The organism is Pseudomonas sp. GV071 (genome assembly GCF_003050835.1).
Taxonomy (GTDB): domain Bacteria; phylum Pseudomonadota; class Gammaproteobacteria; order Pseudomonadales; family Pseudomonadaceae; genus Aquipseudomonas.
On record NZ_QAOJ01000002.1, the window covers coordinates 313,280 to 339,353 of the forward strand.

Sequence of the window (26,074 nt, forward strand, 5' to 3'; positions counted from 1 at the left end):
TTACCTCTTCAACCAGGGAAAGGCCACGCGGCCGAGCCAGCGAAACGCCTGGTCGGTGAGCAGGCCGATAACGCCGATCAGAATGATGCCGGCGAAAATCTTGTCGGTTTGCATGTAGCGCTGGGCTTTGAGAATGGCGTAACCGAGGCCCGAGTTGGCGGCCACCAGTTCGGCCACCACCAGGTAGGTCCAGGCCCAGCCGCAGGTGATGCGCAAGGTGTCGAGCAGCGCCGGGCGCGCCGAGGGCAGAATCACCAGCTTGACGATTTCGCTGCGGCTGGCGCCCATGGTCTGCGCCGCTTCGATCTGCGCCATCGGCACACGGCGCACGTCTTCGGCGACCATCAACACCATCTGGAAAAAGGTGCCGATAAAGATGATCAGCACCTTGGAGCTTTCATCGATGCCGACCCACAGCATCACCAGCGGAATAAAGGCCACCGCCGGCATGTAGCGGATGAAGTCGGTGAGCGGTTCGAGGAACGCCTGCACCGGGCGGTAGGTGCCGATGTACAGACCCAGCGGCAGGGCGAACAGCGCCGAGGCGAGGAAGCCGGTCATCACCCGGTACACGCTGATGCCGATATCGGCCAGCAGGCCTTCGTCGCTCCACCAGTGCCCGACCCGCGCCAGCACAGCATCCGGCCCGGGCATGAACATCGGGTTGGCCAGGCCGGTGGCGGTGTAGGCCCACCAGACCAGCAACGGCAGCACCAGGCCAGCCGCCGCCAGGCCCCAGACGGCGCTGCGCGACAGCTCGCCGCGGATCACCCACCAGCTCGGGCGCTTGGGCCGGGTGGCCGCTTTCGGGGTGGGCAAAGGTTGATGGGCGCTCATCACAAGGCCTCCTCGGCAACAGGAAAAAGGGGATCGCGCCGACGGCGCCAGCCGCTCAGCGGCGGCTCGTGGCCGAGCAGCGCCAGGGTGTCAGCGGCGCACAGTTGCTCGGCATGGTCAGGGTCGACGATGGCAGGCAGGAGCATCGCGCCGACGCGCTGGGGAATAGTCGACAGCTCGATAAACCACGGCCGCCGTCCGTATTGGTGGCGGCCAAACGAAAGCTCGCACGCCAGCAGGGGCGCCGGGTTGGCCTCGCCATCCAACAGCTCGGCGAGGGAACTGGCCGCTGGCAAAGGCGCAGCTCGGCTGGCGACAAACATAAAGCAGTCTCCGGCTAGCAGCAGGCAGCCCTGGCGACCATCGGCCGCTTCCAGCCAGGTGCCCCAGTTGCGCCCGATGGAGTGGGGCAGGCGCTCCCAGACTTCGTGGTAGCTGTCGTCCAGGCCGTCTTCGAGCACACAGTCAGGCCGCTCGAAGAGCATGCGGCCAATATCCTTGCTGGCCCGGGGTGGCTGAAAATCCACTGCGCGGTGCCATTGGCACAGCTCTTCGCCGGCTGCCGGTTGGGTCACTTCGGTGATGCCGGCAAAACCGCCCTGGTTGGCCAGCTCCCAGCTGGTTTGCGGCACCGGCTGGGGAATGCGCAGGTCAGCGAACAACCGCGCAGTCTGCAGCCAGTACACCTGGGTGCTGGTGTCGTGTTTGCCGGCGGTGGTGGTCAGCAAGGTGCGTTGCCAGACGCCGAGGTAACGTTCGGGTACCGGCGCGGCGCTCAAAGGCGAGCCACTCATGAATGAAACTCCGGAAACTGTTTGAGCCCGCGCCAGAACGCCATGTCGTGGTTGGGCCAGAGGTCGGCGTCGGTGTCCTTGGCCAGCGCTTTGAGCTTGCGGATGCTGGCGATGGCCAGGTCTTCGCGCTCCTGCCAGAGGGTGCCGGGGGCGATTTCGTCGTCGATGTTTTCCGTCAGGTCCGCCGCATCGCCAGCCAGAATCACCGGCCGGCCGTGGGGCAGTTCGATCAGCAGGGACATATGCCCGGCCGTGTGCCCTGGCGTGTTGATGGCACGCACACCAGGCACCAGGTCGTACTCCTCGGTCTGGATTTTCCAGCGGTAGTCGCCGGCAAAATCATCGACAAAGTAGGCGTCGTCGGCCTTGGCTTTCGCCGCTTCCAGCTCGGCGCCATGCACATGCACCTCGGCACCGCAGACTTCGCACAAGCCGCCGGCATGGTCGAAGTGCAGGTGGCCGAGAAACACCAAGTCGATATCCGCCGGGGTCAAACCCAGGCGGGCAAAGTGCGCGGGCAGGCGTTGCTCTTCGCTCATCTGCGGCGCGCCCATGGGGAATTCCACTGGGTCGTACCAGCGCGCACGCAGCTTAGGGTCGTTGATCTTGGCGTAGTCGCAGCCGACGTCGTAGAGAATCCGCCCGTGCTGGGTTTCGATCAGGTAGGCAAGGATGGGCGCTTCGATCTGCACGCCATGGCCGCGGTTGCGGGTGGAGATGGTCTTGTCGTAGCGGTGGGTGGCAGTGAGCAGCGGCCACATTTTCGTTACCTGGGTCATCAACGTTGCTCCAACTCGGCGATCAGGCGCTGACTGTCGCACACGCGCCCGAACAAGCCACCTTCGACATCGACCATGGCCAACGCCGCTGCGTGCAACGCGGGGTAGGCCGAGCCGCAGGCATCGCTGACCAGGGTGCAGGCGTAGCCCAGATCCACCGCGCTGCGCAGGGTGGAAGACACGCAGACTTCAGTAGTCACCCCGGTTATCCACAGCTGGGTGATGCCGCGGTTGCGCAGCAACAGGTCCAGGTCGGTGCTGGCAAAGGCGCTGTAGCCGGGCTTGTCGATCACCGGCTCGCCGGGCAAGGGCTGCAGCTCAGCGATCAGGTCATGACCAAACTCGCCACGCACCAGCAAGCGCCCCAGTGGACCGGGGTGGCCGATGGCTGCACCGGCGTTTGCGGCGCGCAGACGTTTCGGTTCGGGCAGATCACTGAGGTCTGGCCGATGGCCTTCGCGGGTATGCAGCACCAGCAAGCCACGCTGCCGCGCACTGGCCAGCAGCTGTTGAATAGCCGGAATTGGCGCGCGCAGCAGGCTGATATCCAGCCCGGCCTGATCGGCATACCCGCCAGGCGCGCAGAAGTCGCGCTGCATGTCGATGACGATCAGGGCGATGCTCACAGCTTGAATTCCTTGCGCACGGCCTGGGCGATGCCCTGGGTGATATCGGCGGCCATGCGCGCGCCCTTCTCGGGCGTCGAGCCTTTGGCCGAGGACAGCACGCCGGAAGCTGGCACCCAGTCGGTGCGGGTCGGGTACATGTCATAGGGCGGGAAGTCGGCCGGCGGCTCATCGGGGATCAGGTCGATGCGTACCAGGTGCGGCAGGTAATGCAGCATCAGCGAGGTTTCGATCACCGCAGCGTGCTCCAGGGCGAAGCCGGGGAAACCGGCGGGGAACACCGCCGCCAGGGTTTGCTCGGTGCAAAAATCCCAATGCTCCAGGCGCATCACTTCCAGCTGGGTGTCTTTGCCCAGCTCGCGCATGGCCAGCTCGATGCCTTCGGTGACAAACCACTGGTTCTCGTAATGGCCGTCCACCAGCACCAGGCGGGTGACGCCATGGCGGGCGAATTCGCGCACCGCATCGCGCACCAGGGCGATCAGCGTTTGCCCATCGAGGCTGGTGGTGCCGCAGAAATGGTTACCGCCACCGCATTTGGGCTGCGACTTGTAGCCGTAAGACAACGCCGGTGCCACCAGGCCGCCGACTTTCGCCGCGACGTCTTCACACAAGGCGCTGGCCAGCAGGGCATCGGTGCCCAGCGGCAGATGCGGGCCATGCTGCTCGGTGGCGCCGCAGGGCAGAAACACCACCGGCGCGTCTTCGCGTACACGGCGCTCGTATTCCACCCAGCTCAGTTGGTCCATGCGTACGCTAGTCATTAAGAGGCCTCACAAGGTTGAGTGTTATTGCGGGGTGGCCGCGCGGCCAGCACGGCGGCCAGGGTGACCAGCGCGCCGCCACACCATTCGCGCATGCCCAATTCACGGTCGCCAAACCAGGCGCTGGTCAACACCGCCACGACCAGCTCCATCACCACCAGGACCGACGCACGACCGATCTCGACATGGCTGAAGCCGTATTGCGCGGTGGCCATGGCCACCAGCCAGAAAATGCCGAACAGCAGTACCTGTCCCCATAGCCCCAGAGACATCGGCGGCAATGGCGTGTCTTGCAGCAGACAAAACACCGCGCCCACTGCCGCGCTACCGAGAAACGCCACCACCGACTTGCTCGCCAGCGGCACCTGATCGGCGGCACGGGTGACCAGGTTGTTCATGGCAAAGGCAAAACCGGCGACCAGCGCCAGCCAGTCGGCGGCGCTCAGCGGCTTGAAGGTGTCGCGGCTCAGCCCCAGGGTCAGAGCAATACCGAGCATGGCCAAGCCGAGAGCCAGCAAGCGCTCGCCACTGAGCTTTTCGCCCAGGGCCAGCCAGCCGCCGAGCAAGCCCCACACTGGCGCCAGATAAAACAGCAGCATCACCCGCACCACATCGCCTTCGGACAGCGCGCCGACCAACCCGCCCGTGCCAAAACCGCCGAGTACACCTATCGCAAACAGGCCCCAGCGCTGCGACCACCACGCGTGGCGCTGCCAGACCAACACCGGAATCGCCAGCCCGCAAAGCAGCCCGTATGTGGCCAGCACCACCGGCATCCCGCTGAGGCCTTGCTCGGCAAAATGGTGCAGCGGCATCCAGCCCAGGCCCCACAGCACGGCGGCAAACAGCAGGATGCTTTCCGGTTTAAGCAGCACGTTCATCCCATCCACGCTCCGCCGTTGGCGCCGAGCATTTGTCCCTGAAAGAAGCTGGCCTGGGGCGACACCAGAAACAGTACGGCGGCAGCGATTTCTTCCGGGCGGCCGAGACGGCCGGCAGGGATCGCGACTTCCTTGGCGATCATTTCCACACTCATGTTTTCTGCGCTGACCATGGCGGTATCCACCGGCCCGGGCGCCACGCCATTGATGCGGATGGCCGGGGCGAATTCGCGGGCCAGGGATTTGGTCAGGCCGATCACCCCGGCCTTGGCGGTGCAGTAAGCGGCGAAGTTTTCCCGGCCCAGATGGCCGAGCTCCGAGGCGATATTGACGATGCTGCCCGAACCGCGCGGCTGCATATGGCCCAGGGCATGGCGGCAGCAGCGGTACACGGCGCTGAGGTCGACACCGAGCAGGGTCGCCCAATCATCTTCGCTGGTTTCCAGGAAAGGCTTTTCCAGAATGATGCCGGCGTTGTTGACCAGAATATCCAGGGCACCCGCGGCGAAAACCTCGTCGAACATGGCCGCCACCTGGGCAGCAGAACTGACATCCGCCTCCACCGCCCGCGCCCAGCCACCCGCCGAGGTAATGCGCGCCACAAGGCCAGTCGCTGCCTGGGCCTGGCCAAGGTGATTGATCCACACCTGGGCGCCAGCAGCGGCGAGGGCCAACACAGTAGCGCGGCCAATGCCGGTGGCGGCGCCGGTGACCAGCGCCACTTGGCCGCTGAGGGGTAACTCGCTCATCAGTGCATCACCTCGCCATGGCTGACCGACAGCGCCTGCCCGGTCAGGGGCAGGGCCAGGGCGCTGCCGAGAAACAGAAAGGTGCCGGCCAGGTCCGCCGGGGTCAGCAACTCCGGCACCGCCTGGGCGGCGAGAATGCTCGCCAGTTCATCGGCTTCGCTGCGGCCATTGGCGGCGGCCATCACCTTGAGCGAACGCATGGCCGCTTCGGTGCCGATCCAGCCTGGGCACACCGCATTGACCCGAATACGGCGCGGGCCGAGCTCCCAGGCCAGCGAGCGGGTCAGGCCAATCACCGCGTGTTTGCTGGCCACATAGGCGCTAAAGCCCGGCACCCCTTTCAGGCCCCAGATCGAGGCCTGGTTGATCACACAGCTACCAGCCTTGAGCTGGCCCTGCAGGGCGCGGGTCAGGCGCAGCATCGAGGCGACGTTGTTATCCAGCAGCGCCTGCCAGTGGGCATCGGCTTGCGCGCCGGTGTCGCTCAAGGGCGTGGCGTATTCGACGCCGGCGTTATTGATCAGCACATCGATAGGGCGCCCTTCGCGGCCAGCGGCAAACGCCGCGATGGCCTCGCTGTCGCTCAGGTCCAACGTGCTGACCGTCACCGCCGTGAGGTTGTGAAGTTCCTCCGCCACAGCGGCCAGGGCCTCGCCATTGCGGTCGAGCAATTCAAGGCGCGCGCCCTGTTCGGCGAAGGCTTTGGCCAGGCCCTTGCCGATTCCGCTGGCAGCGCCGGTGAGGACCACGGTCTTGCCGCTGTAGTCGAGGTTCATCCGCTACACCGCCGTCAGAAACGACACGCCCACCGCGCCGTAAAAACCATCGGCACGCCGTTGCTGCTCAGGCGCGGCCACTTCGCCGTAGTGGTCGTCGATCACCCGGCGCAGACGGTGTTCATGGAAGCTTTTCAGCAACAGACGCATGGGCAGCACCTGGGCGTAATCGCTGCCATACAGCTCGCGGTGCAAGGCCGGCAGGCGGTACCAGGGCGCCACCGGTTTTTCGTGGTGGGCGTTGTGGTAGGAGAAATTCAGCAGCAGCAGGTTGAGCGCCGGCCAGCGCGCCGAGACCACGTTGCTGTAGGTGTTGTGTTGCTCGTACACACGGTCGCGGACCTTGTCATTGGGAATCGCGCCACCGTCTTCGAGCACGGCGAAGGCGTCGTAGGTGTGCTGATAGGCATCGGCAAAGCGCAGCACGGTGAGCATCAGCATCCAGGCCAGGCAATACAGCACCAGCGCCTTGAACGACACGGCAGCGAGCACGGCAAACAGCAGCGAACGGACGGCCAGGGTCAGCAGCACCTTCTTGCGGTTGGCGCGGTGTTTTTCGTCCTGAGTGATAAAGGGCAACACCACCACGTAGTAATGCATCACCAGCTCGATGGCCGGGATATACGCCCATTCCAGCGCCAGGATGATTTTGCGCAGCCACAGCGGGCAGGCGTTCATAAAGACCTTGGTGTCGAAGGTGATCACGTCGGCGCGGTCGACGTGATGGCGCATGTGCTTTTTGCGCAGGTACTGAAAGCCGGCGTAGCAACTGCCACACAGCCAGCTGCAGACCTCCCCGGCCCATTCGTTGTGCTTGGGCTTGGCGAAAATGGTGCCGTGGGCGAACTCGTGAATCAGGTAGGCCGCGATGATCATCCCGTGCCCGAGCAATAGGGTACCGAGCAGGTTCAACGCCCAGTGGGCGGAGAACAGCAGGGCAAAGCCGCCGATGTAGGCCGTAAAGACATAGGCGAACGCCAGGCTGTTAGGCAGTTTGCCGTCGGCGTAGCGAAAAACTTGCGTAGACATGTGGGCTCCTCGTGAATCGGCGTTGCCAGTGGTGCGCAGGGACATGCGCACCGGCAACGTGACGTCGATTGCCTGCCTTACTTGGCCAGGGCTTCGACGAAGGACGCGTCAAAGGTGGTGGCGAAATCCGGAATGGCCGGGATCTGGCCGTTGTCCTTGAGCAGGGTGCCGATCACCGCGCCGCTACCGAAGAACGAACTGGTGGCGTCGGACTTCTCGAAGTTCTTGCTCATCTCCGCCAGCGGAATGTTGTACACGCCGCTCATTTGCTCAGTGGCTTCCTTGGCGCTTACGCCGAGCACCTTGCCGATGATTTCGGCGGCTTCTTCTGGATGGCTTTTGATATACGCCAGGCCGTCGACATAACCCTGCATCAGGGCGTTGATCGCCACTTTGCGTTTGGCGATGACCTTCTCATCGAACACCAGCACGTCGGTGATCAGGCCCGGGGCGTCTTTGGAGGAATACACCACGTGGAACTTGTCACCCGGCATGCCGAGAATCTGCGACACGTTCGGCTCGTAGGTCACGCCCACCGGCAGGCTGCCGGAGGCCATGGCGCCGGGGATGCTTTCCGGGGTCATGTTGATCGGGCTGATGTCTTTCTCGGTCAGGCCATTGGTTTTCAGCGCGTAGGCGAGGAGGAAATCCGACGGCGACAGCGGGTTAAAACCGACCTTCTTGCCCTTGAAGTCCTTCACCGAGGTGATGGACTTGTCGGCAACGATGGCATCGCCCCCGTTGGAGAAGTCGATGGGCATCACCACCTTGTGCTTGAGGCCCTTGGCGGCGCCGCCGACCACCTGGTCGTAGGTGAGCATGCCGCCATCCAGCGCGCCGCCGACCATGGCGGTGGGGATCAGGGCCGGGTCGTTGAAAAACTGCAGCTCCACTTTCAGGCCGTGCGGCTTGTACAGGTCGAGCTTGTCGGCGACATAAAACGGCGCGTAACCGGCCCAGACAACGGTACCGATCTTCAGTGTTTCAGCGGCTTGGGAGGCGATGGGCAAGAGGCTGGCAGCAGTGGCCAGGCAAGCCCCGAGCAGGCTTTTGCGCAACGAAGGAAGCTTGAAGCAAGACAACGGCGTGGTCATGGCAACACTCCTACACGTTAGGGAAACAGGCACGGGATGACATCACGTCTCCCGGGCTTTTCTCCCGCCGTGTAGCCCTATTCCTTAGGGCCGGAAAACTCTCGGACCAGCGTCCACCTCTGTGGACCGGAACCCTAGTTCGCCTCTGGTTACAGCTCCTGTGTGCCAAGCGTCATGAGCAGCTTTGTGACGGCGGTGCCGACGCGAAAAACTCATCCCGTTCGGGAGGTGATGTAGCAAGGTCGGTGCCAGGCGCTTGGCTGGCGGTAAAAACCGCACGGATTCAAGGGTTTGCCTGGATAGCGTCGGAGGGCTGGGGGGTGGATGTCTGGTGGGGGCGCACCAGGGGTAGGCAAGGGCGCATGGTTTCAGTGCGCTTGGGGCTATTTTTTTGGATTACGCTTCGTTTGCTTTGGTATAGCGGAGTTTTTCGTCGGCGCGTGCGCTGGGCGTTTTGTTTCGCGCCTTACGCGCGAGTTTCTTTTGGCAGTCGCCCCAAAAGAAACCAAAAGGTCTTGCCCCAACCTTGGGTCTGCGCTGCGCTGCGACTCCCCTCGCTACATCGTTGTTCCGGGGGCCGGCGAGACGGGCCATCCATGGCCCATCACGCCTTTCGCGGCTCCCGGCCGCTCAACCCCCTCCACAACGACTCCGCTCGGCCTGCGCTAACGGGGCGGGTGGATCACAAGCAAGATCAAGATCAACCGCCCCTCACCCCAACCCTCTCCCGCAAGCGGGAGAGGGAGCTGACCGAGTGGGATGGTGGCCCTACGCCCCCCTCTCCCGCGCGCGGGAGAGGGGTCGGGGGTGAGGGGCTTTTGATTTGGCTGTTGATCTGCCCGCCCCGTGGGCGAAGGCCGAGTGCAGGCGCTGTGTAAGGGGTTGAGCGGCCGGGAGCCGCGAAAGGCAAAGACAGGCCATGGATGGCCTGTTTTGCCGGCCCCTGGAGCAGCGCCGAAACGAGGGGACCCGAAGCGCAGCGTAGGGCCGAGGTCAGGGCAAGCGTTTTTTGCTTACTTTTTGCCTGGTCCGGCACACCGGCGACTGGCAAAAAGTGAGTCGCGCGTAAGGCGCGAAACAAAACGCTCAGCGCACGCGGTAACGAAGAAGAACACGGGCAAATAAATCCCGCCGATCAGGCCAACAACGCCTGTTCCCCCTGCACCTGATTCCTCCCCCCCTGCTTCGCCGCATACAACGCCCGGTCCGCCGCGCTCAATAGCGCCTGCACATCCAGCGGCCGTTCCAGCGAATTACACGCCACGCCGATACTCACCGTCAGTTGCACCCGCTGCTCACCCGCCTCCAACGTGATCGCCGCCACTGCCAAGCGAATCTGCTCAGCCAGCTCAAAGGCATCCTTGGGATTGCTGTCCAGCAGCAACACCACAAACTCCTCCCCGCCATAACGCGCCGCCAGGTCGGCGCTGCGCCGGGTCGCCTGTTTCAGCACCTGGGCCACCGCACTGATGCAGCTGTCACCAAAGGGATGACCGTAGGTGTCGTTGATCCGCTTGAAATGGTCGATGTCGATCATCAGCACCGCCAGCGCCGGGTCGTTGAGGTGTGCCAGTTGCTGGTCGCAGTAGCGGCGGTTGGCGAGTTGGGTGAGGGCGTCGGTGTGGCTGATGCGGGTCAGTTCGCTGTTGGCTTGCTCCAGGTCCTGTTTGGTCCGCTGCAGGGCGGAGGTGCGTTCCTGCACCCGGTGTTCGAGTTCTTCGTTGGTGCGCCGTTGCACCTCGAGGCTCTGCTGCTGGGTGGCCAGCGCCTGTTCGCGGGCTTCCAGCAGGCTGTGCTGGGCCTCGACGCGGGCCGCGCGCTCGCGGTTGAGGCGGTCGGCGAGGGCGATGGAGAGCAGGATGAATTCGGCGAAAAAACCCAGGGTCTGCATGCGCAGGGTGACCTGGTTGATTGGCAGCAAGCCTTCCAGTGCCGCGACGTGAATGAAGGTGCAGACGATCAGAAAACTCCAGGCCAGGATAAACATCGGCGCCGAGGCATTACCCCGACGCCAGGCGGCGATGGCCACCACCAGCGCCAGAATGCACGAGGCCAGGGCCACCTGGTTGATGCCGATCCAATACAACCAGTCGGGTTGCACCAGGGTCAGCAACAGCGCCACCACCCAGTACGCGGCCAACAGGTTGTTGGTCCACAGCGGCCAACCGCCGTAGCGTGGCAGACGCAGAAAGGCGCGGATGAACATGGCGGCGGCGAAGAAGCTCCAGAACGCCGACAGGGCGTAGATCTGCCGCGCCGGTTTACCCAGGTCCGGCCACACATAGAGCGGGCCGATGCCGGAAATGCTCAGCTCGTAAATGATCACCCCGAGCAGGTACAGGGTGTACCAGACGTAGCTGCGGTGTTGGGTGAACAGGTACAGGCTGGCGTTGTAGAGCAGGATCGCCAGCATGGCGCCGAAGAACATGCCCAGGAGCATGCGCAGGCTTTTTTCCTGGGCCTGGAACTGCGCGTCGCTGTACAGCTGCATGGGCAGCACCAGGTTTTCTTTGCTGCGCACGCGCATGTAAACCCAGGCTTCTTCGGCTTTCTGCAGGCTCAGGGGGAATACCAGTTGCCGTTCGGCCACTGGCCAACTGCTGAATGGCAGGTGGTCACCGGCAGACTGCATGGCGCCCCAGCTGCGGCTTTGCGGGTAGTACAGACGCACGTCGGCGCGGTCGATGATCGGCCACTCCAGCACCAGCAGCCAGTCGTTGATGTTGGCGATGTTTAGCAGGTGCATGCGCACCCACACGGCGTCTTCCTGGTGACCGAGGTTCAGCGAGTCGGCGTTTACCGCCTGCCAGCCGCGTGAACGTTGGGCGTCGACAAATTGCAGGGGTTGCTGGGGCAACAAGTATTCGAGCTGCGGGCCCAGGCGCAGGGGCTCCATGTCGTCCTGCAGCTGCACCAGCGCGGCCGAGCAGGAAAAAGCTGCCAGCCAGCCCATCACCAGGGTTACGAGGTGTACACGTAGCCGCATTCTTCGCCCTTCGCCTGCGTGTCGGTCATGGGGAGCAACCGACGTTCTGCAAAACAGGCTAGCAGGCGCTTTCAGTCACCGCCCACGGCGAAGTTGGGCAAGGTGTCGACCGGTTGCACGAAGTCGAAGGGAATCGACTCCAGCGCCAGGCCCATGTTGCGTTGAATCACGAAGTGCAGATGCGGGCCGCTGCTGTTGCCGGTGTTGCCCGAGCGCGCCAGCGGCGTGCCGAGGGAGATACGCTGGCCTTCGTTGACCAGCACCGAACCTTTCATCAGGTGCAGGTACACGCCCATGGTGCCGTCGTCGTGCAGCACCCGCACGAAGTTGCCCGACGGGTTGTTGCCGCGCCCGCTCTGCTGGTTTTCCACCTTCACCACCATGCCGGCACGAGCCGAGACAATGGGCGTGCCTTCCGGCATGGCGACATCGATGGCGTAGCGGCCTTTGGGGGTGAAATGGCTGTACTTGCCGTTGGCGCCCTGGCTCTGCCGGAACGGCCCGCCAACCCAAGGCAGCGGGTAGTCGTAGTCGAGCGGCTGCAGGCGTGGGTCACCGAGGGCGGTACGCAATTTGGGTTTGTAACGCATTGGCTGGCCGGGGTCGCGCGGGGCGAGGGTGGCCAGGCGGATCTTGCTGCGCGGTGGCAGTACCCAGTGAATCGGTTTATCCGGCGCGCCGGAGACGTTCACTGCGTTGTTGACGCTGAGCTCGACTTCCACCGGCGCATACAGGTCGTTGCGCACCAGCAGGGTTTCGCCGGCATCATGCTTTTTGGTTTCCAGCTTCACCTGGGTGTCCAGGCGCTCGACCATGCGGTCGCGGAACACGAACACCTGCGCGCCCGGCGCGGCTTTGTCGGTGTAGGTCACCACACCATTGGCATCGGTGTATTTGTAGATGGTCAAGGCCGCTGCCGGATTGGCAACGGCAAGCAACAGACCACAGAGAAAGATAATGCGCCCTGGCATAACGGCATCGTTCTAATGGGTTCTTGGACGAGCAAGACTAGCAGCGCCTCGCTTGCCCCGCGAGGCGCGGGCCGCCGCGCTGTGACGAAGCTCGCGCGCCATTGGTCGGCTGCCTTACGCGCCGGGGGAGAAATGCTTCTGGGTGGTGCCGCGGGCAATCAGGCGCGACAGGTAGTCGAGCTTCTGCGGATCACGGTCGACGAAGCGGAAGATCAGCTGCAGCCATTCGCTGTCGGGCTTGGGTTCGAAAGCGGCCACGGAGTGCAAATAGCCGTTCAGACGCGCCACTTCGCCGCCGTCGCCTTGCTCCAGGTCGAGCACCGCTTGCTCCAGCACCTGCGGCAGGTTATCCAGGCGTTTCACCAGCAGGGCCGCTTCTTTCAGACTCAGGGCTTTGATCACGCAGGCGAGGTTGCCACTGGCCAGACGCAGTTGGCCTTGGCCACGCCCGGAAGGCGCAGCCGCCGCAGGAGCGGCTTTGGCTGCGCCACCGAGTAAGGCAGCGGCGGAACCAGTGACCGCCGGGGCAGGCGCCGCAGTCTTGGGCTTGACCACTTCGGCCTTGCCACCGGTGAGGGCAGACAGCGAGTCATTGCCGAACGGCGAAGCGGCGGTTTTCGGCGCACTGCCCATCAAGGCTTCAAGCTTGCCGGATTTGTGCAGGGCTTTTTTGACCTTGGTGACCAGTTGCTCGTTGGTGAACGGCTTGCCGATGAAGTCGGAGACGCCGGCCTGAATGGCCTGCACCACGTTCTCTTTGTCGCCACGGCTGGTGACCATGATGAACGGGGTGGTTTTCATCTCCGGCTGCTCGCGGCACCAGGTGAGCAGTTCCAGACCGGACAGCTCGGGCATTTCCCAGTCGCAAAGAATCAGGTCGAAGCGCTGCTTGCCCAGAATTACCTGGGCTTTACGGCCGTTCACCGCGTCCTCAATCTGGATGCCGGGGAAGGAATTACGCAGCCCCTTCTTCACCAGATCACGGATAAACGGCGCGTCATCCACCACCAGCACGCTGACTTTGCTCATCGACCACCCCTTCAGTAATGGCATAAGCATAGCCTCGCCTGGTGGCGAATAGCCAAACCGTGTTTGCGAACCCGACGCTAACGCACAAAAACGACAACGCCCGGGCGATGCCGGGCGTTGTTGGAACGTTCGTGGAGCGGATATCCGCCCTACCGGATTATCGATTAACCCTTGTCGACTGTACCTTTAACTTCTTCTTCCATCCGGGCCAGACCCAGGTGTTTTACGTCAGTGCCGCGCACCAGGTAAATCACCAACTCGGCAATGTTGCGGGCGTGGTCGCCGATACGTTCCAGCGAGCGCAGCACCCAGATGATGCTCAGCACGCGGGTGATGGAGCGCGGGTCTTCCATCATGTAGGTGACCAGTTCGCGCAGCGCGGTTTTGTATTCGCGGTCGATGGTCTTGTCGTACTTGGCCACCGACAGGGCCAGGTCGGCGTCGAAACGGGCAAAGGCGTCGAGCGACTCCTGGACCATTTTGCGCACCTGGTCGCCGATGTGGCGCACTTCCACGTAGCCGCGTGGCGCTTCACCGTTTTCGCACAGCTCGATGGCGCGCTTGGCGATCTTGGTGGCTTCGTCGCCGATACGCTCCAGATCGATTACCGACTTGGAGATGCTGATGATCAAGCGCAGGTCGGAAGCAGCCGGCTGACGACGGGCAAGAATGCGGATGCACTCTTCGTCGATGTTGCGCTCCATCTGGTTGATCTGGTCGTCGATCTCGCGCACCTGCTGGGCCAGACCTGAGTCGGCGTCGATCAGCGCGGTAACGGCATCGTTGACTTGTTTTTCCACCAGGCCGCCCATGGCCAGCAGGTGGCTACGCACGTCTTCCAGCTCAGCGTTGAACTGCGCAGAAATGTGGTGGGTGAGGCTGTCTTTGTTGATCATGTGCACGTCCTGAACCGGGGTTTGACTCCCCTCTCCCGTCCTCGGGAGAGGGGCCGGGGGTGAGGGCTGCGTCTGTGGCAAGAGCCCCTCACCCTAACCCTCTCCCAGAGGGAGAGGGGACTGATCGGCGACTAGCCGTAACGACCGGTGATGTAGTCTTCGGTTTGTTTTTTCGCCGGGTTGGTGAACAGCGTATCGGTGTCACCAAACTCGATCAGCTTGCCCATGTACATGAACGCGGTGTAGTCGGAAACCCGCGCCGCCTGTTGCATGTTGTGGGTGACGATGACGATGGTGAACTTGGATTTCAGTTCGTAGATCAGCTCTTCCACTTTCAGCGTGGAGATCGGGTCCAGTGCCGAGCACGGTTCGTCGAGCAGCAGCACTTCGGGCTGCACGGCGATGGTACGGGCGATGACCAGACGTTGTTGCTGACCACCGGACATGCCCAGGGCCGACTCGTGCAGACGGTCTTTCACTTCGTCCCACAGCGCCGCGCCGCGCAGCGAGGCTTCAACGGCTTCGTCGAGTACGCGCTTCTGGTTGATGCCTTGAATACGCAGGCCGTAGGCGACGTTCTCGTAGATGCTTTTCGGGAACGGGTTGGGCTTCTGGAACACCATGCCGACGCGACGACGCAGCTCGGCCACGTCTTCGCCTTTGCGGTAGATGTTGGTGCCGTCGAGGTTGATTTCACCTTCGACGCGGCAGCCATCGACCAGGTCGTTCATGCGGTTGAAGCAGCGCAGCAGGGTCGACTTGCCGCAGCCGGACGGCCCGATGAAGGCAGTCACGCGCTGCTTGGGGATGTTCATCTTGACGTCGTAGAGCGCCTGCTTTTCGCCGTAGAACAGGCTCAGGCCAGGCACTTCCAGGGTCACCGGCTCATTGGCCAGGGTCAGGTTCTGTTTTTCACGGCCAAGGGCAGAGATGTTGATGCCGTGTGGCTGGGCTTCGTGCTGCATGGAGAAACCTCAATGCGTAATTTACGTTTGGCTGACCGGTGCGCTGGCCAGCGATAAGTCATTCGAATTCTTTACTCCGTCATCCCAGCGCAGGCTGGGATCCAGATTCGATCAGGAGCATGCGTTGCCCCAACCATTCTGGGTCCCCGCCTGCGCGAGGACGACGGTGTTTCTTTCTTAGTGATCCAGCGCTTTGTACTTCTCGCGCAGGTGGTTACGGATGGCCACCGCCGACAGGTTCAAGCCGGCAATCACCATCACCAGCAGCAGCGCGGTGGCGTACACCAGCGGGCGGGCCGCTTCTACGTTCGGGCTCTGGAAGCCGACGTCGTAGATGTGGAAGCCCAGGTGCATGATCTTCTGGTCCAGATGCAGGTACGGGTAGTTGCCGTCTACCGGCAGCGACGGTGCCAGCTTGACCACACCCACCAGCATCAGCGGCGCCACTTCGCCAGCGGCGCGGGCCACGGCGAGGATCATGCCGGTCATCATTGCCGGGCTGGCCATCGGCAGCACCACTTTCCACAGGGTTTCCGCCTTGGTCGCGCCGAGGGCCAGGGAGCCTTCACGCACGGCACGGGGAATACGCGCCAGGCCTTCCTCGGTGGCGACGATCACCACCGGTACGGCCAGAATCGCCAGAGTCAGCGAAGCCCACATCAGCCCCGGGGTACCGAAGGTCGGTGCCGGCAGCGCTTCGGCGAAGAACAGGCGGTCGATGGAGCCACCCAGCACGTAGACAAAGAAGCCCAGGCCGAAAACGCCGTAAACGATCGCCGGCACGCCGGCCAGGTTGTTCACCGCAATGCGGATGATGCGGGTCAGCGGGCCCTGCTTGGCGTATTCGCGCAGGTACACCGCGGCCAGCACGCCGAACGGGGTGACGATCATGGCCATGATCAGGGTCATCATCACGGTGCCGAAAATCGCCGGGAAAATACCGCCTTCGGTGTTGGCTTCACGCGGGTCGTCGCTGAGGAATTCCCACAGGTTGGCGAAGTACATGCGCAGCTTGGTGAACACGCCCATGCCGTTGGGCTGGTAGGCGTGCACGATCTTGCCCAGGCTGATTTCGATTTCTTTGCCGTCGGCCTCACGCACCACGATGCTGTCGCGGTCCACCGCCTGGTGCAGCTCCAGCAGTTGGCCTTCGAGGCCTTTGTATTTGGCGTCCAGCTCGGCGCGCTCGGCGTCGATGTCGGCTTGCGCTTCGGCGGTCAGCGATTTTTCCAGTTCCAGCTTGCGGGTTTTAAGACGCAGGCGTTCCAGGTCATGGTTGATCGCGCCGATGTCTTTTTTCTCCAGCTTGCTCAACTGAGTGGCCAGGCCTTCGACACGCACGATGCGCTCCTGCAGGGTCGGCCAGCCGGCCTCGCCTTCGGCGATCACTTTGCCGCTTTCCTTGACGCTGACCAGGGTGCCGTAGAAGTTGCCCCATTCGCGGCGCACCAGGGTCATCAATTCGACCGGCTTCTTCTGATCCACCAGCCAGTCACCGACCAGCCAGGTGAAGTCGGCACCGTAGATATCACGGTTACCGACCTTGAGCAGTTCACGGGTCATGAACTCCGGGCCGTTGTCCGGCACCGGCAAGCCGGCACCCTTCAAACGTGCCAGCGGTACTTCTTCGGCCTGTACCACTTCACCGACCACCACGTGGCTGGGTTGCCCGGGAATGGCGTAGGTGGCTTGCAGCAGGTCAGCTGGCCAGAAGTGGCCCAAACCGCGGAAGGCGATGACCAGCAGCAAGCCGATGGTCATGATCACGGCGATGGACACCGCGCCGCCGCTCATCCAGATGCCTGGCGAACCACTTTTGAACCAAGCGTTGAGAGAATTCTTCTTCACGGCATTCATCCTTTAGAGCGCTGCATATTTCTTGCGCAGACGCTGACGAATCAGTTCGGCCAAGGTGTTCATGATGAAGGTGAACAGCAGCAGTACCAGTGCCGAGAGGAACAGCACGCGGTAGTGGCTGCCGCCAACTTCCGACTCCGGCATTTCCACCGCAACGTTGGCTGCCAGGGTGCGCAGGCCTTCGAACAGGTTCATTTCCATCACCGGGGTGTTACCGGTGGCCATCAGCACGATCATGGTTTCACCGACCGCACGGCCCATGCCGATCATCAGGGCGGAGAAGATGCCCGGGCTGGCAGTGAGGATCACCACGCGGGTCATGGTCTGCCAGGTGGTGGCACCGAGTGCCAACGAACCCAGGGTCAGGCTGCGCGGCACGCTGAACACGGCGTCTTCGGCAATCGAGAAGATGTTCGGGATCACCGCAAAACCCATGGCCAGGCCGACGATCAGGGCGTTGCGCTGGTCGTAGGTGATGCCCAGGTCATGGGAGATCCACAGGCGCATGTCGCCGCCGAAGAACCAGTTTTCCATGTACGGGCTCATGCCCAGGGCGAAGGCACCGACGATCAGGATCACCGGAATCAGGGTCAGCGATTCCCAACCTTCCGGCACGCGCAGGCGGATCGACTCCGGCAAGCGGCTCCAGCCCCAACCGGCGAGCAGGATGCCCAGCGGCGTGAGGATCAACAGGCTGAAGATGCCCGGCAGGTGGCCTTCTACATACGGCGCCAGGAACAGGCCGGCGAAGAAACCGAGAATCACGGTTGGCAGGGCTTCCATCAACTCGATCACCGGCTTCACTTTGCGGCGCATGCGCGGCGCCATGAAGTAGGCGGTATAAATGGCGGCGGCGACGGCCAGCGGTGCGGCCAGGAGCATGGCGTAGAAAGCGGCCTTCAAGGTACCGAAGGTCAGTGGCGCCAGGCTCAGCTTGGGCTCGAACTCGGTGTTGGCGGCGGTGGACTGCCAGATGTACTTGGGTTCGTCGTAGCTTTCGTACCAGACCTTGCCCCACAGCGCGCTGAACGACACTTCCGGGTGCGGGTTCTTCAGGGCCAGCGGGTGCAGAGTCGTACCCGATTCAACAACAAGCCGGTTGGCGCGGGGCGACATGGCCAGGGCACCCTTACCGTCGACAATCTTTTCCACCAACAAGGTGCGTTCGGCAGTGCTGTGGTAGACACCCAGCTCACCGGCAGCATCCAGGGCGACGAAGCCCTTGCGGCGCTCTTCCGGGTTGATCTGCACGATCGGCGAATCACCTTGCTGGAAGTCGCGGATGTGTTTGAAGCGCGAGGAACCATCCGGGTCGCGCGCCATGAACCACTGACTGATGCCACCTTTGGAGTTACCGATCATCAGCGAGATGCCGCCCAGCAGTTGCGAACTGGCGGTCACTTCGCTGTCGGCGTCTTCCAGGAGTTTGTAGCGACCGTTGAGGCTGCGCTCACGCAGGTTGAACACGTCGGCCTGGGCACGGCCATTGAGCACGTACAGCCACTGCTGACGCGGGTCGATGTACAGGGCTTTGATCGGCTCGGCGATCTGCGGCAGGGCGACACGGTCCTGGGTCAGGGTGACTTCGCCGGTCATCATGTTTTCTTCGCTGGTCAGCGACAGCATCAGCAGTTCGCTGCCACTGGAGGCACCCAGCAACATGGTTTCATCGTTGGCGCTGAGGCTCACGTGCTCAAGCGGGCGACCCTGCGGGTCGATCACCAGCGGCGCTTCGCCGTAGGGGTATTCAAGCCCCGGGGTAATGGTTTTGTGGTTGTCCGGGTAGGTGACCACGTAGTTGTGTTTGAACACCAGGGCCTGGCCGTTGGACAGACCCAACACCACCAGATTGTTACCGGCTTGTGCCTGGCCGATGGACGCCACACTGGCGCCGGCTGGCAGGGTCAGGGGCACGCGTTTGATTTCGTCGCCGTTCTTGGTGGCGAAAAAGATCACTTCACCTTTGTCGGAAACGCGCATGGCCACCTGGTTCTGCTCTTCGATGGCGAGCAGCAGCGGTTTGCCAGCGTCCTGCTGCAGCCAGGCGGGGCTTTGTACCTTCTTCTCGGTCAGCTCGGCGCCCTGGAACAACGGGAACACCACATAACCCAGATAAAAGAAGATCAGCGTGATAGCGCCGAGCACGGAAAGGCCGCCGATCATTACGTACCAGCGGGCCAGATGGTCTTTAAGCGCACGGATGCGGCGCTTGCGTTGCAGCTCGGGCGTATTGAAATCAATGCGTCCGGAGGAGGAATTCGCAGTCATGGGGGAATTTGCCAGATCGTTCATGCGCACACCCTAGCGGCTCTGTATGACAGAAACATGACAAAGCAGTGACGCAAAAAACCCACTGACCAATGACACGAAAGTGTAATGGTGCAGCAGGCTTGCGAAATGCCTGGCCGGGGATCACCCAACCAGGCTTTTGTCGTTGCAAGGGGCAGCGTCGGCCGCCCCGGCTGGTCTTACAGACCCAGGTCTTTCAGAGCTTTCTCGGCAACCTTGGCTGGCAGCGGGATGTAGCCGTCTTTCACCACAACTTGCTGACCGGATTGCGACAGAACCATTTTCACGAACTCAGCTTCCAGCGGAGCCAGAGGCTTGTTCGGCGCCTTGTTCACGTACACGAACAGGAAGCGCGACAGCGGGTAGGTGCCGTTCAGGGCGTTGGCTTCGTTGTCTTCAACGAACTCGCCGCCTTCTTTCTTGGCCAAAGCAACGGTACGGACGCTAGCGGTTTTGTAACCGATGCCCGAGTAGCCAATGCCGTTAACCGAGGAGCTGATCGACTGCACAACCGAAGCGGAACCTGGTTGTTCGTTGACGTTGGCTTTGTAGTCGCCTTTGCACAGGGCTTCTTCTTTGAAGTAGCCGTAGGTGCCGGAAACCGAGTTACGGCCGAACAGTTGGATTGGCTTGTTGGCCAGGTCGCCGGTCAGGCCCAGGTCACCCCAGGTCTTGATGTCTTTCGAACCACCGCACAGGCGGGTAGCGGAGAAGATGGCGTCAACCTGGGCCATGGTCAGGCCTTTGATCGGGTTGTCTTTGTGCACGAATACGGCCAGGGCGTCGACAGCTACCGGAACGGCGGTCGGCTTGTAGCCATATTTGGATTCGAACGCTTGCAGTTCGACGTCTTTCATCTTGCGGCTCATCGGGCCCAGGTTAGCGGTGCCTTCGGTCAGAGCGGGTGGCGCGGTGGAGGAACCAGCGGCCTGAATCTGGATGTTGACGTTAGGGTACAGACGTTTGTATTCCTCAGCCCACAGCGTCATGAGGTTGGCGAGGGTGTCGGAACCAACGCTGGACAGGTTGCCGGATACGCCGGTGGTCTTGGTGTAGGCCGGGATCGACGGGTCAACAGCGGCGACCGCGCTTGCGGTGGCGACGCCAGCGGCGACAAAAGTCAGGGCCGCCATCAAACGCTTAATCTTCATGCCTTGCTCCTAGCAGGATAGGGGTGTGATTCAACGGGGCCCAGTATCTGGAGGCCGTGTGACGACTCTATGACCCGAATGTGACAATTAGATGAAAGGCCATCATGGAGCTGCTGCGCTCGATAAATTCCGGCTAGCTGCACGTGGCACCTTTTCAAAACAAGCTGATGACTACGCTGTCCTTAATTGAGCCACCTGAAACGACCCGGAGACTGCCCGATGCAACTCGCTCGTTTACTGCCCTTTACCCTGCTCGCCGTCGCGTGCAGCAGCTGTGCCGAAACCGCCTCGCAACCGACCGCCGTCGGCTTCGGCCCCAACCCGCAATTGCCCGCACCGGAATCCAGCCTGGTACCCACCGTTAATGTCGCCAAGGCCATCGGCTGGCCGGCCGGGGCCAAACCCGTGGCCGCTGCTGGCACTCAGGTAAATGCCTTTGCCGAGGGTCTCGACCATCCACGCTGGCTGTACGTACTCCCCAACGGCGACGTGCTAGTGGCCGAAAGCAACACGCCACCGCCGGAGCAAGACCCAGGCTTCAGCATCAAGAACTTCGTGGCCGGCAAGATCATGGAAAAGGCCGGCGCCGGTGTACCCAGCGCCAACCGCATCACGCTGCTGCGCGATGCCGACCATGACGGTGTGGCGGAAATCAAAACCGCCTTTCTGGAAAACCTGCATTCGCCGTTCGGCATGACCCTGGTCGGCAACGACCTGTATATCGCCAACGCCAATGCCCTGGTGCGGGTGCCTTACGTCAGCGGGCAAACCCAGATCAGCGAGCCGCCGACCCAGGTCACCGCCCTGCCCGCCGGGCTGAACCACCACTGGACCAAGAACGTCATCGCCAGCGCGGATGGCAAGAAGCTGTATGTCACCGTCGGCTCCAACAGCAACGTCGGTGAAAACGGCCTGGAGATGGAAGAAGGCCGCGCGGCCATCTGGGAGGTGAACCCGGTCACTGGCGACAAACGCCTGTTCGCCACCGGTCTGCGCAATCCCAATGGCCTGGCCTGGGAGCCGAGCACCGGCAAGCTGTGGACCGCGGTGAATGAGCGCGATGAGCTGGGCAACGACCTGGTGCCCGACTACATCACCTCGGTGCAGGACGGCGGCTTCTATGGCTGGCCCTACAGCTATTACGGCCAGCATGTGGATGAGCGGGTAAAACCGCAGAAACCGGAACTGGTTGCCAAGGCCCTGGTGCCGGATTACGCGCTGGGCGCTCACACCGCGTCACTGGGCATCGTGTTTGGTGAGAAAAGTGCGCTGCCGGAACGCAAGGATGGGCTCTTTGTGGCCCAGCACGGTTCCTGGAACCGCGACCCACGCGCCGGCTACAAAGTGATTTTTGTGCCGTTCAGCGCCGGCAAACCCAACGGCCAACCACTGGATGTACTGACCGGTTTCCTCAACGCCGAGGGCGAAGCCCAGGGCCGCCCCGTGGATGTCATCAACGACAAACAGGGCGCCCTGTTGGTGACCGACGATGTCGGCAATAAAGTCTGGCGGGTCAGCGCTTCGAAGTAAGCAGGTACAGGCCCACACAGAAACCCAGGCCGCACAGCGCGGCGACGTAGTAGGCCGGCCCGAGCGGGTCGGCCTTCAACAGCAGGGTCACCATCATCGGTGTCAGCCCGCCGAAAATCGCGTAGGCCAGGTTGTAGGAGAACGACAACCCGGAAAAACGCACCACCGGCGGGAAGGCATTGACCATCACGAACGGCACGGCACCTATCATGCCGACAAACAAACCGGTCAGGGCGTACAGCGGGAATAGCCACTCGGGGTGGGCACTGATGCGGGTGTAGAAAGTCCAGGAGCTGGCCAGCAGCAACAGGCTGCCGACGATGAACACCTTGCCAGCGCCGAAACGGTCGGCCAGCGCGCCAGCACCGACACAACCCAGACTGAGGAATACGATCGCCAGGCTGTTGGCCTGCAGCGCCGTGGCCGCATTGAAACCGTAGACGGTTTGCAGCAGGGTCGGGGTCATCAGAATGACCACGATGATGCCGGCCGACAGCACCCAGGTGAGCAGCATCGACAGCAGAATCGCGCCGCGGTGGTCGCGTACCACGGCCTTCAACGGCACCTCGTCTGCCAGCGCCTTGCGCTGTTGCAGCTCGGCGAACACTGGCGTTTCGTGCAGCCAGCGACGCAGGTACACCGACAGCAAACCAAACACCCCACCCAGCAGGAATGGGCCGCGCCAGCCGTAGGCCAGCAGCTCTTCGGGGGTGAACAGACTGTTGAACAGGGTGGCCACCAGCGAGCCGAGCAGAATGCCGGCGGTCAGGCCCGAGGTCAGGGTGCCGCAGGCGTACCCGACGTGCCGTGGCGGCACATGCTCCGCCACGAATACCCACGCGCCCGGCACTTCACCACCAATCGCCGCACCCTGGATCACCCGCAATACCAACAGGGCAATCGGCGCCCAGATGCCGATTTGTGCGTAAGTGGGCAGCAAGCCCATCAGCAGGGTCGGCACCGCCATCATGAAAATGCTCAAGGTGAACATCTTCTTGCGCCCCAGCAGGTCGCCGAAGTGGGCCATCACGATGCCGCCCAAGGGCCGCGCCAGGTAGCCGGCGGCGAAGATCCCGAAGGTCTGCATCTGGCGCAGCCACTCGGGCATTTCCGCCGGGAAGAACAGCTTGCCGACCACTGCCGCGAAGAACACGAAAATGATGAAGTCGTAAAACTCCAGCGCTCCGCCCAAAGCAGACAACGACAGGGTTTTGTAATCGCTGCGGGTCAGCGGACGGGTAACAGGCGTGGTGGGCATGGCAGCGGTGGACATAAAAAAGGGCTTCTCATCGGCTGAAAGCGCAGCCACAGGGGGCTCGAGCCCCGCGCGACAGGGGCGCACGATAGCAAATTGCGACGAAACGACACAGCAATGTCACGTTCCCGGTCAAATGTAAGACTGTGTAGTCGTGCTCGGCCCGAAGCCTATATATACTGCGCCGTGTCTGCGTCTGGCCCCGGCTAGAGCGGCCGGGTCTTCTGCGAACCCAACTTGCGGCCTGTTAGCCGAGTGAGCAGTCAAGCCCGAGACTGACCACAACCAATAAGAGTGACGGGTAAGAGGCACCCTAGGCATGATCGAACTCGAACAAGAAGACCCAACGCCGCAGGGCGATCTGGCGCTGCAAATCACCGCGCTCCCCCGCGAAACCAACGGCTTCGGCGATATCTACGGCGGCTGGCTGGTGTCGCAGATGGACCTCGCCGGCACCGCCATGGCCAGCAAGGTCGCAGGCGGACGCGTGTCCACCGTCGCCATCGACCGTATGGCCTTCCTGGTTCCGGTCGCCGTCGGCGCCCAGCTCTCGTTCTATAGCCAGACCCTGGAAATCGGCCGCAGCTCGATCCAGATGCTGGTGGAAGTGTGGAGCGATGACCCGCTCTCCAGCGAATGGCGCAAGGTCACCGAAGCGGTATTCGTATTTGTTGCCATTGATGGCAGCGGCCGCACCCGCCCCGTCCCGCGCCGCTAAATTTCCCCACGGAGCCCCGCCCTATGCCCAGCACCGCCCCACAAGTCGAACGTGTCGAGTTGGATGAACTGGTGTGCTGGCGCATTCGCACCGCACAGGCGGAATTGCTGGTGGCGCAACAGGGTGCGCAGGTGCTGCGTTATCAACCCCATGGGCAACAGCCAATCATCTGGCTGAGCGAGCAAGCCGCGTATAAAAAAGGCCAATCGGTGCGCGGTGGCGTGCCGGTGTGCTGGCCGTGGTTTGGCGACCTGGCGCGCAACCCCGAAACGATTCAGCAGCTACACGCCGGTGGCGCCGCGCCGGCTCACGGCCCGGTACGGGGCCTGGACTGGCAGCTGCAGGGCATCGACCAGGACGACGAGGGCGTCAACCTGCGCTTCTCCTTCCCAACCAGCGCGCTGGCCACCTTGCCCAAGGGCGTCGAGCTGAGCTTCGACGTGCGCCTGGACCAGCGCTTGAGCCTGAGCCTCACCACCCGCAACGCCGGCAGCCAGCCACTGGTGCTGAGCCAGGCGCTGCACACCTATTTTGCCGTCGCGGACATTCACCAGACCCGCATCGAAGGCCTCGAACAAACGCGCTATATCGAAACCCTGGAAGACTGGCAGCAGCGCCAGCAGCAGGGAGCAGTGACGTTCACAGGCGAAACCGACCGCATCTACCTGGACGTGCCGGCCGCGCTGAGCATTGTCGACCCGCTCTGGCAGCGGCGCATTCACCTGGCCAGCAGCGGCTCGCATTCGGCAGTGGTGTGGAACCCGTGGATCGCCAAGGCCCAACGCCTCAGCCAGTTTGCTGACGATGCCTGGCCGGGCATGCTGTGCATCGAAACCGCCAACGTGATGGACGATATCGTCAGCCTCGCACCGGGTGAGCAGCACAGCATGGCCGTTACGCTGTGGGCGGAGCCGCTGTAGCAAGGGCGGGAAATCTCTCGAGGCTGAAGCCTCTCCCACACGAGCAGCACTGGCCCCTTGCCAATAACCCGGCGCTGTATTGCAATGCGCCATCACTCGAATCGCAGTGTTCGGCGCCATGCTCATAAAATTCAGCGTTTCCGCTGGCAAGAACGGCCTGGAAGAAACCGGCAAGCGCTCCCTTATGCGCCTGATTCTGGTCAGCACCGGCGTGGTGCTCAGCAGCTTCAGCATCCTGCAGATTCTTGCCGGTAACCCGCTGACCGCCACGTTTGAACTGCTCGCCAGTGCGGTGCTGGTATGGGGTGGCTGGAAGATCGTCAGCGTGCGTAATCTGACGCCGTGGATCTACCTGTACCTGATCCCGACCTTCTGTTTTCTGCTGTACATCATCGTCATGCCCGCCGCCTCCACCACGGCCTATGTGTGGATTTACATCATTCCGCTGCTGTCGTACCTGCTGCTCGGGCGCATCCGCGGCTTTCTGCTGACCATGCCGTTCGCCCTGGCGGCCATCGTCCTGTACTTCGACAAGTTCCCGTTACCCAGCCACTCCGCCGGCATGATCGATGTGCTCAATGCGGTGCTCTGCGGGGTGATGATCATCATCTTCGTGCACCTCTACGAAGCCCGCCGCGCGGCAGCCTATGACGAACTGGCGCGCCAGGCGCAGACCGACGCGCTGACCGGGGTGGCCAGCCGCGGCAGTTTCCAGCAGGCGCTGGAGCGCAGCATTCAGGAGGCCGAACGCAGCAATGTGCCGCTGGTGTTGGTGATCATGGACGTCGACCACTTCAAGCGGGTCAACGACCGCTGGGGCCACGATGCCGGTGACCAGGCCCTGCAACATATCTGCGAGGGCCTGCTGCTGCGGCTGCGGGTGACGGACAGCCTGGGCCGCCTGGGCGGTGAAGAGTTCGGCCTGATCCTGCGCAACACCGACCTGGCCGCCGCCACGCCATTGGTGGAAACCTTGCGCCAACAGATCGCCGGCAATCCGCTGCTGTATGGCGAACAGAGCATTGCCCTATCGGCCACCTTCGGCCTGGCCCAGTGGCCGGCCGATGGCCACAGCGCCAGCGAGCTGTACCGCTGCGCCGACCAGCGCTTGTACCGCGGTAAAGAGCTGGGACGTAATCAACTGGTGCTGAGCAGCACCGTTCCGTAGGGCGCTGTTG

23 protein-coding genes and 1 riboswitch are annotated in these 26,074 nt (G+C 62.8%); of the genes, 4 read left to right on the forward strand and 19 right to left on the reverse strand.

Annotation, left to right across the window (positions count from 1 at the left end; all coding sequences use genetic code 11):
• The 18 genes from C8K61_RS05380 to C8K61_RS05465 form a co-directional block, all read right to left on the reverse strand.
• Nucleotides 1-837, reverse strand: a complete 837-nt coding sequence (locus tag C8K61_RS05380; protein ID WP_108095174.1) for an ABC transporter permease — start codon at nt 835-837, stop codon at nt 1-3.
• Entirely contained in the window at nt 837-1,631 is a 795-nt protein-coding gene (locus C8K61_RS05385) for a hypothetical protein (RefSeq protein WP_108095175.1), read from the reverse strand. The genes C8K61_RS05380 and C8K61_RS05385 overlap by 1 nt, the downstream gene beginning before the upstream one ends.
• Nucleotides 1,628-2,410 carry an N-acyl homoserine lactonase family protein gene (locus tag C8K61_RS05390; protein ID WP_108095176.1) on the reverse strand — a complete coding sequence of 261 codons (783 nt, stop codon included), beginning with the start codon at nt 2,408-2,410 and terminating at the stop codon, nt 1,628-1,630. The genes C8K61_RS05385 and C8K61_RS05390 overlap by 4 nt, the downstream gene beginning before the upstream one ends.
• Nucleotides 2,410-3,045, reverse strand: coding sequence for a cysteine hydrolase family protein (locus tag C8K61_RS05395; protein ID WP_256589372.1), 636 nt, complete (start codon nt 3,043-3,045; stop codon nt 2,410-2,412). Before C8K61_RS05395 ends, C8K61_RS05390 begins: the two co-directional genes overlap by 1 nt.
• On the reverse strand, nt 3,033-3,800 hold the full coding sequence (locus C8K61_RS05400; protein ID WP_108095177.1) for a creatininase: 768 nt from the start codon (nt 3,798-3,800) through the stop codon (nt 3,033-3,035). The genes C8K61_RS05395 and C8K61_RS05400 overlap by 13 nt, the downstream gene beginning before the upstream one ends.
• Nucleotides 3,800-4,681 (reverse strand): DMT family transporter, encoded by an 882-nt coding sequence (locus C8K61_RS05405; RefSeq protein ID WP_108095178.1) that lies wholly within the window; start codon nt 4,679-4,681, stop codon nt 3,800-3,802. Before C8K61_RS05405 ends, C8K61_RS05400 begins: the two co-directional genes overlap by 1 nt.
• A complete protein-coding gene (locus tag C8K61_RS05410; protein ID WP_108095179.1) occupies nt 4,678-5,430 on the reverse strand; it encodes an SDR family NAD(P)-dependent oxidoreductase in 753 nt (250 codons plus the stop codon). Before C8K61_RS05410 ends, C8K61_RS05405 begins: the two co-directional genes overlap by 4 nt.
• The gene (locus tag C8K61_RS05415) at nt 5,430-6,206 is read right to left on the reverse strand and encodes an SDR family NAD(P)-dependent oxidoreductase (protein ID WP_108095180.1); all 777 of its coding nucleotides are present in this window, start codon (nt 6,204-6,206) and stop codon (nt 5,430-5,432) included. The genes C8K61_RS05410 and C8K61_RS05415 overlap by 1 nt, the downstream gene beginning before the upstream one ends.
• 3 nt (nt 6,207-6,209) lie before the next feature.
• Nucleotides 6,210-7,235, reverse strand: a complete 1,026-nt coding sequence (locus C8K61_RS05420; RefSeq protein WP_108095181.1) for a fatty acid desaturase — start codon at nt 7,233-7,235, stop codon at nt 6,210-6,212.
• 77 nt (nt 7,236-7,312) lie between these two features.
• A complete protein-coding gene (locus C8K61_RS05425; protein ID WP_108095182.1) occupies nt 7,313-8,329 on the reverse strand; it encodes an ABC transporter substrate-binding protein in 1,017 nt (338 codons plus the stop codon).
• A 46-nt stretch (nt 8,330-8,375) separates the two neighbouring features.
• A riboswitch (guanidine-I (ykkC/yxkD leader) is annotated at nt 8,376-8,478 on the reverse strand.
• Between the two features lie 986 nt (nt 8,479-9,464).
• Nucleotides 9,465-11,315 carry a diguanylate cyclase gene (locus tag C8K61_RS05430; RefSeq protein WP_108095183.1) on the reverse strand — a complete coding sequence of 617 codons (1,851 nt, stop codon included), beginning with the start codon at nt 11,313-11,315 and terminating at the stop codon, nt 9,465-9,467.
• A gap of 71 nt (nt 11,316-11,386) precedes the next feature.
• Entirely contained in the window at nt 11,387-12,286 is a 900-nt protein-coding gene (locus C8K61_RS05435; RefSeq protein WP_108095184.1) for a peptidoglycan DD-metalloendopeptidase family protein, read from the reverse strand.
• 114 nt (nt 12,287-12,400) lie between these two features.
• A complete protein-coding gene (locus tag C8K61_RS05440) occupies nt 12,401-13,315 on the reverse strand; it encodes a response regulator (protein WP_108095185.1) in 915 nt (304 codons plus the stop codon).
• Nucleotides 13,316-13,479: 164 nt separating this feature from the next.
• Entirely contained in the window at nt 13,480-14,211 is a 732-nt protein-coding gene (gene phoU, locus C8K61_RS05445) for a phosphate signaling complex protein PhoU (protein ID WP_108095186.1), read from the reverse strand.
• A gap of 131 nt (nt 14,212-14,342) precedes the next feature.
• A complete protein-coding gene (gene pstB / locus C8K61_RS05450) occupies nt 14,343-15,176 on the reverse strand; it encodes a phosphate ABC transporter ATP-binding protein PstB (RefSeq protein ID WP_108095187.1) in 834 nt (277 codons plus the stop codon).
• Nucleotides 15,177-15,353: 177 nt separating this feature from the next.
• Nucleotides 15,354-17,033 carry a phosphate ABC transporter permease PstA gene (gene pstA, locus C8K61_RS05455; RefSeq protein ID WP_178086425.1) on the reverse strand — a complete coding sequence of 560 codons (1,680 nt, stop codon included), beginning with the start codon at nt 17,031-17,033 and terminating at the stop codon, nt 15,354-15,356.
• A 3-nt stretch (nt 17,034-17,036) separates the two neighbouring features.
• Nucleotides 17,037-19,325, reverse strand: a complete 2,289-nt coding sequence (locus C8K61_RS05460; RefSeq protein WP_108095188.1) for an ABC transporter permease subunit — start codon at nt 19,323-19,325, stop codon at nt 17,037-17,039.
• 176 nt (nt 19,326-19,501) lie between these two features.
• Entirely contained in the window at nt 19,502-20,473 is a 972-nt protein-coding gene (locus C8K61_RS05465; RefSeq protein ID WP_108095189.1) for a phosphate ABC transporter substrate-binding protein PstS family protein, read from the reverse strand.
• 219 nt (nt 20,474-20,692) lie between these two features.
• Between C8K61_RS05465 and C8K61_RS05470 the strand changes: the two genes are divergently transcribed.
• Nucleotides 20,693-22,003: a sorbosone dehydrogenase family protein gene (locus C8K61_RS05470; protein WP_108095190.1), complete on the forward strand. Its 1,311-nt coding sequence runs from the start codon at nt 20,693-20,695 to the stop codon at nt 22,001-22,003.
• Here the strand turns inward: C8K61_RS05470 and C8K61_RS05475 are convergent.
• Nucleotides 21,987-23,276 carry an MFS transporter gene (locus C8K61_RS05475; protein ID WP_108095191.1) on the reverse strand — a complete coding sequence of 430 codons (1,290 nt, stop codon included), beginning with the start codon at nt 23,274-23,276 and terminating at the stop codon, nt 21,987-21,989. The genes C8K61_RS05470 and C8K61_RS05475 overlap by 17 nt on opposite strands.
• Before the next feature lie 301 nt (nt 23,277-23,577).
• On the opposite strand from C8K61_RS05475, the gene C8K61_RS05480 reads away from it, so the two are divergent.
• The 3 genes from C8K61_RS05480 (at nt 23,578) to C8K61_RS05490 (ending at nt 26,064) form a co-directional block, all read left to right on the forward strand.
• Nucleotides 23,578-23,976: an acyl-CoA thioesterase gene (locus C8K61_RS05480; protein WP_108095192.1), complete on the forward strand. Its 399-nt coding sequence runs from the start codon at nt 23,578-23,580 to the stop codon at nt 23,974-23,976.
• A gap of 23 nt (nt 23,977-23,999) precedes the next feature.
• Nucleotides 24,000-24,896: a D-hexose-6-phosphate mutarotase gene (locus C8K61_RS05485; protein WP_108095193.1), complete on the forward strand. Its 897-nt coding sequence runs from the start codon at nt 24,000-24,002 to the stop codon at nt 24,894-24,896.
• A gap of 118 nt (nt 24,897-25,014) precedes the next feature.
• Nucleotides 25,015-26,064, forward strand: a complete 1,050-nt coding sequence (locus C8K61_RS05490) for a GGDEF domain-containing protein (RefSeq protein WP_108095397.1) — start codon at nt 25,015-25,017, stop codon at nt 26,062-26,064.
• The last annotated feature ends 10 nt before the right edge of the window (nt 26,065-26,074 follow it).

Coding starts and splice junctions, on each gene's coding strand:
- C8K61_RS05380 (WP_108095174.1), bottom strand. CDS start 837: ATGAGCGCCCATCAACCTTTGCCCACCCCGAAAGCGGCCACCCGGCCC.
- C8K61_RS05385 (WP_108095175.1), bottom strand. CDS start 1,631: ATGAGTGGCTCGCCTTTGAGCGCCGCGCCGGTACCCGAACGTTACCTC.
- C8K61_RS05390 (WP_108095176.1), bottom strand. CDS start 2,410: ATGACCCAGGTAACGAAAATGTGGCCGCTGCTCACTGCCACCCACCGC.
- C8K61_RS05400 (WP_108095177.1), bottom strand. CDS start 3,800: ATGACTAGCGTACGCATGGACCAACTGAGCTGGGTGGAATACGAGCGC.
- C8K61_RS05405 (WP_108095178.1), bottom strand. CDS start 4,681: ATGAACGTGCTGCTTAAACCGGAAAGCATCCTGCTGTTTGCCGCCGTG.
- C8K61_RS05410 (WP_108095179.1), bottom strand. CDS start 5,430: ATGAGCGAGTTACCCCTCAGCGGCCAAGTGGCGCTGGTCACCGGCGCC.
- C8K61_RS05415 (WP_108095180.1), bottom strand. CDS start 6,206: ATGAACCTCGACTACAGCGGCAAGACCGTGGTCCTCACCGGCGCTGCC.
- C8K61_RS05420 (WP_108095181.1), bottom strand. CDS start 7,235: ATGTCTACGCAAGTTTTTCGCTACGCCGACGGCAAACTGCCTAACAGC.
- C8K61_RS05425 (WP_108095182.1), bottom strand. CDS start 8,329: ATGACCACGCCGTTGTCTTGCTTCAAGCTTCCTTCGTTGCGCAAAAGC.
- C8K61_RS05430 (WP_108095183.1), bottom strand. CDS start 11,315: ATGCGGCTACGTGTACACCTCGTAACCCTGGTGATGGGCTGGCTGGCA.
- C8K61_RS05435 (WP_108095184.1), bottom strand. CDS start 12,286: ATGCCAGGGCGCATTATCTTTCTCTGTGGTCTGTTGCTTGCCGTTGCC.
- C8K61_RS05440 (WP_108095185.1), bottom strand. CDS start 13,315: ATGAGCAAAGTCAGCGTGCTGGTGGTGGATGACGCGCCGTTTATCCGT.
- phoU (WP_108095186.1), bottom strand. CDS start 14,211: ATGATCAACAAAGACAGCCTCACCCACCACATTTCTGCGCAGTTCAAC.
- pstB (WP_108095187.1), bottom strand. CDS start 15,176: ATGCAGCACGAAGCCCAGCCACACGGCATCAACATCTCTGCCCTTGGC.
- pstA (WP_178086425.1), bottom strand. CDS start 17,033: ATGAATGCCGTGAAGAAGAATTCTCTCAACGCTTGGTTCAAAAGTGGT.
- C8K61_RS05460 (WP_108095188.1), bottom strand. CDS start 19,325: ATGAACGATCTGGCAAATTCCCCCATGACTGCGAATTCCTCCTCCGGA.
- C8K61_RS05465 (WP_108095189.1), bottom strand. CDS start 20,473: ATGAAGATTAAGCGTTTGATGGCGGCCCTGACTTTTGTCGCCGCTGGC.
- C8K61_RS05470 (WP_108095190.1), top strand. CDS start 20,693: ATGCAACTCGCTCGTTTACTGCCCTTTACCCTGCTCGCCGTCGCGTGC.
- C8K61_RS05475 (WP_108095191.1), bottom strand. CDS start 23,276: ATGTCCACCGCTGCCATGCCCACCACGCCTGTTACCCGTCCGCTGACC.
- C8K61_RS05480 (WP_108095192.1), top strand. CDS start 23,578: ATGATCGAACTCGAACAAGAAGACCCAACGCCGCAGGGCGATCTGGCG.
- C8K61_RS05485 (WP_108095193.1), top strand. CDS start 24,000: ATGCCCAGCACCGCCCCACAAGTCGAACGTGTCGAGTTGGATGAACTG.
- C8K61_RS05490 (WP_108095397.1), top strand. CDS start 25,015: ATGCTCATAAAATTCAGCGTTTCCGCTGGCAAGAACGGCCTGGAAGAA.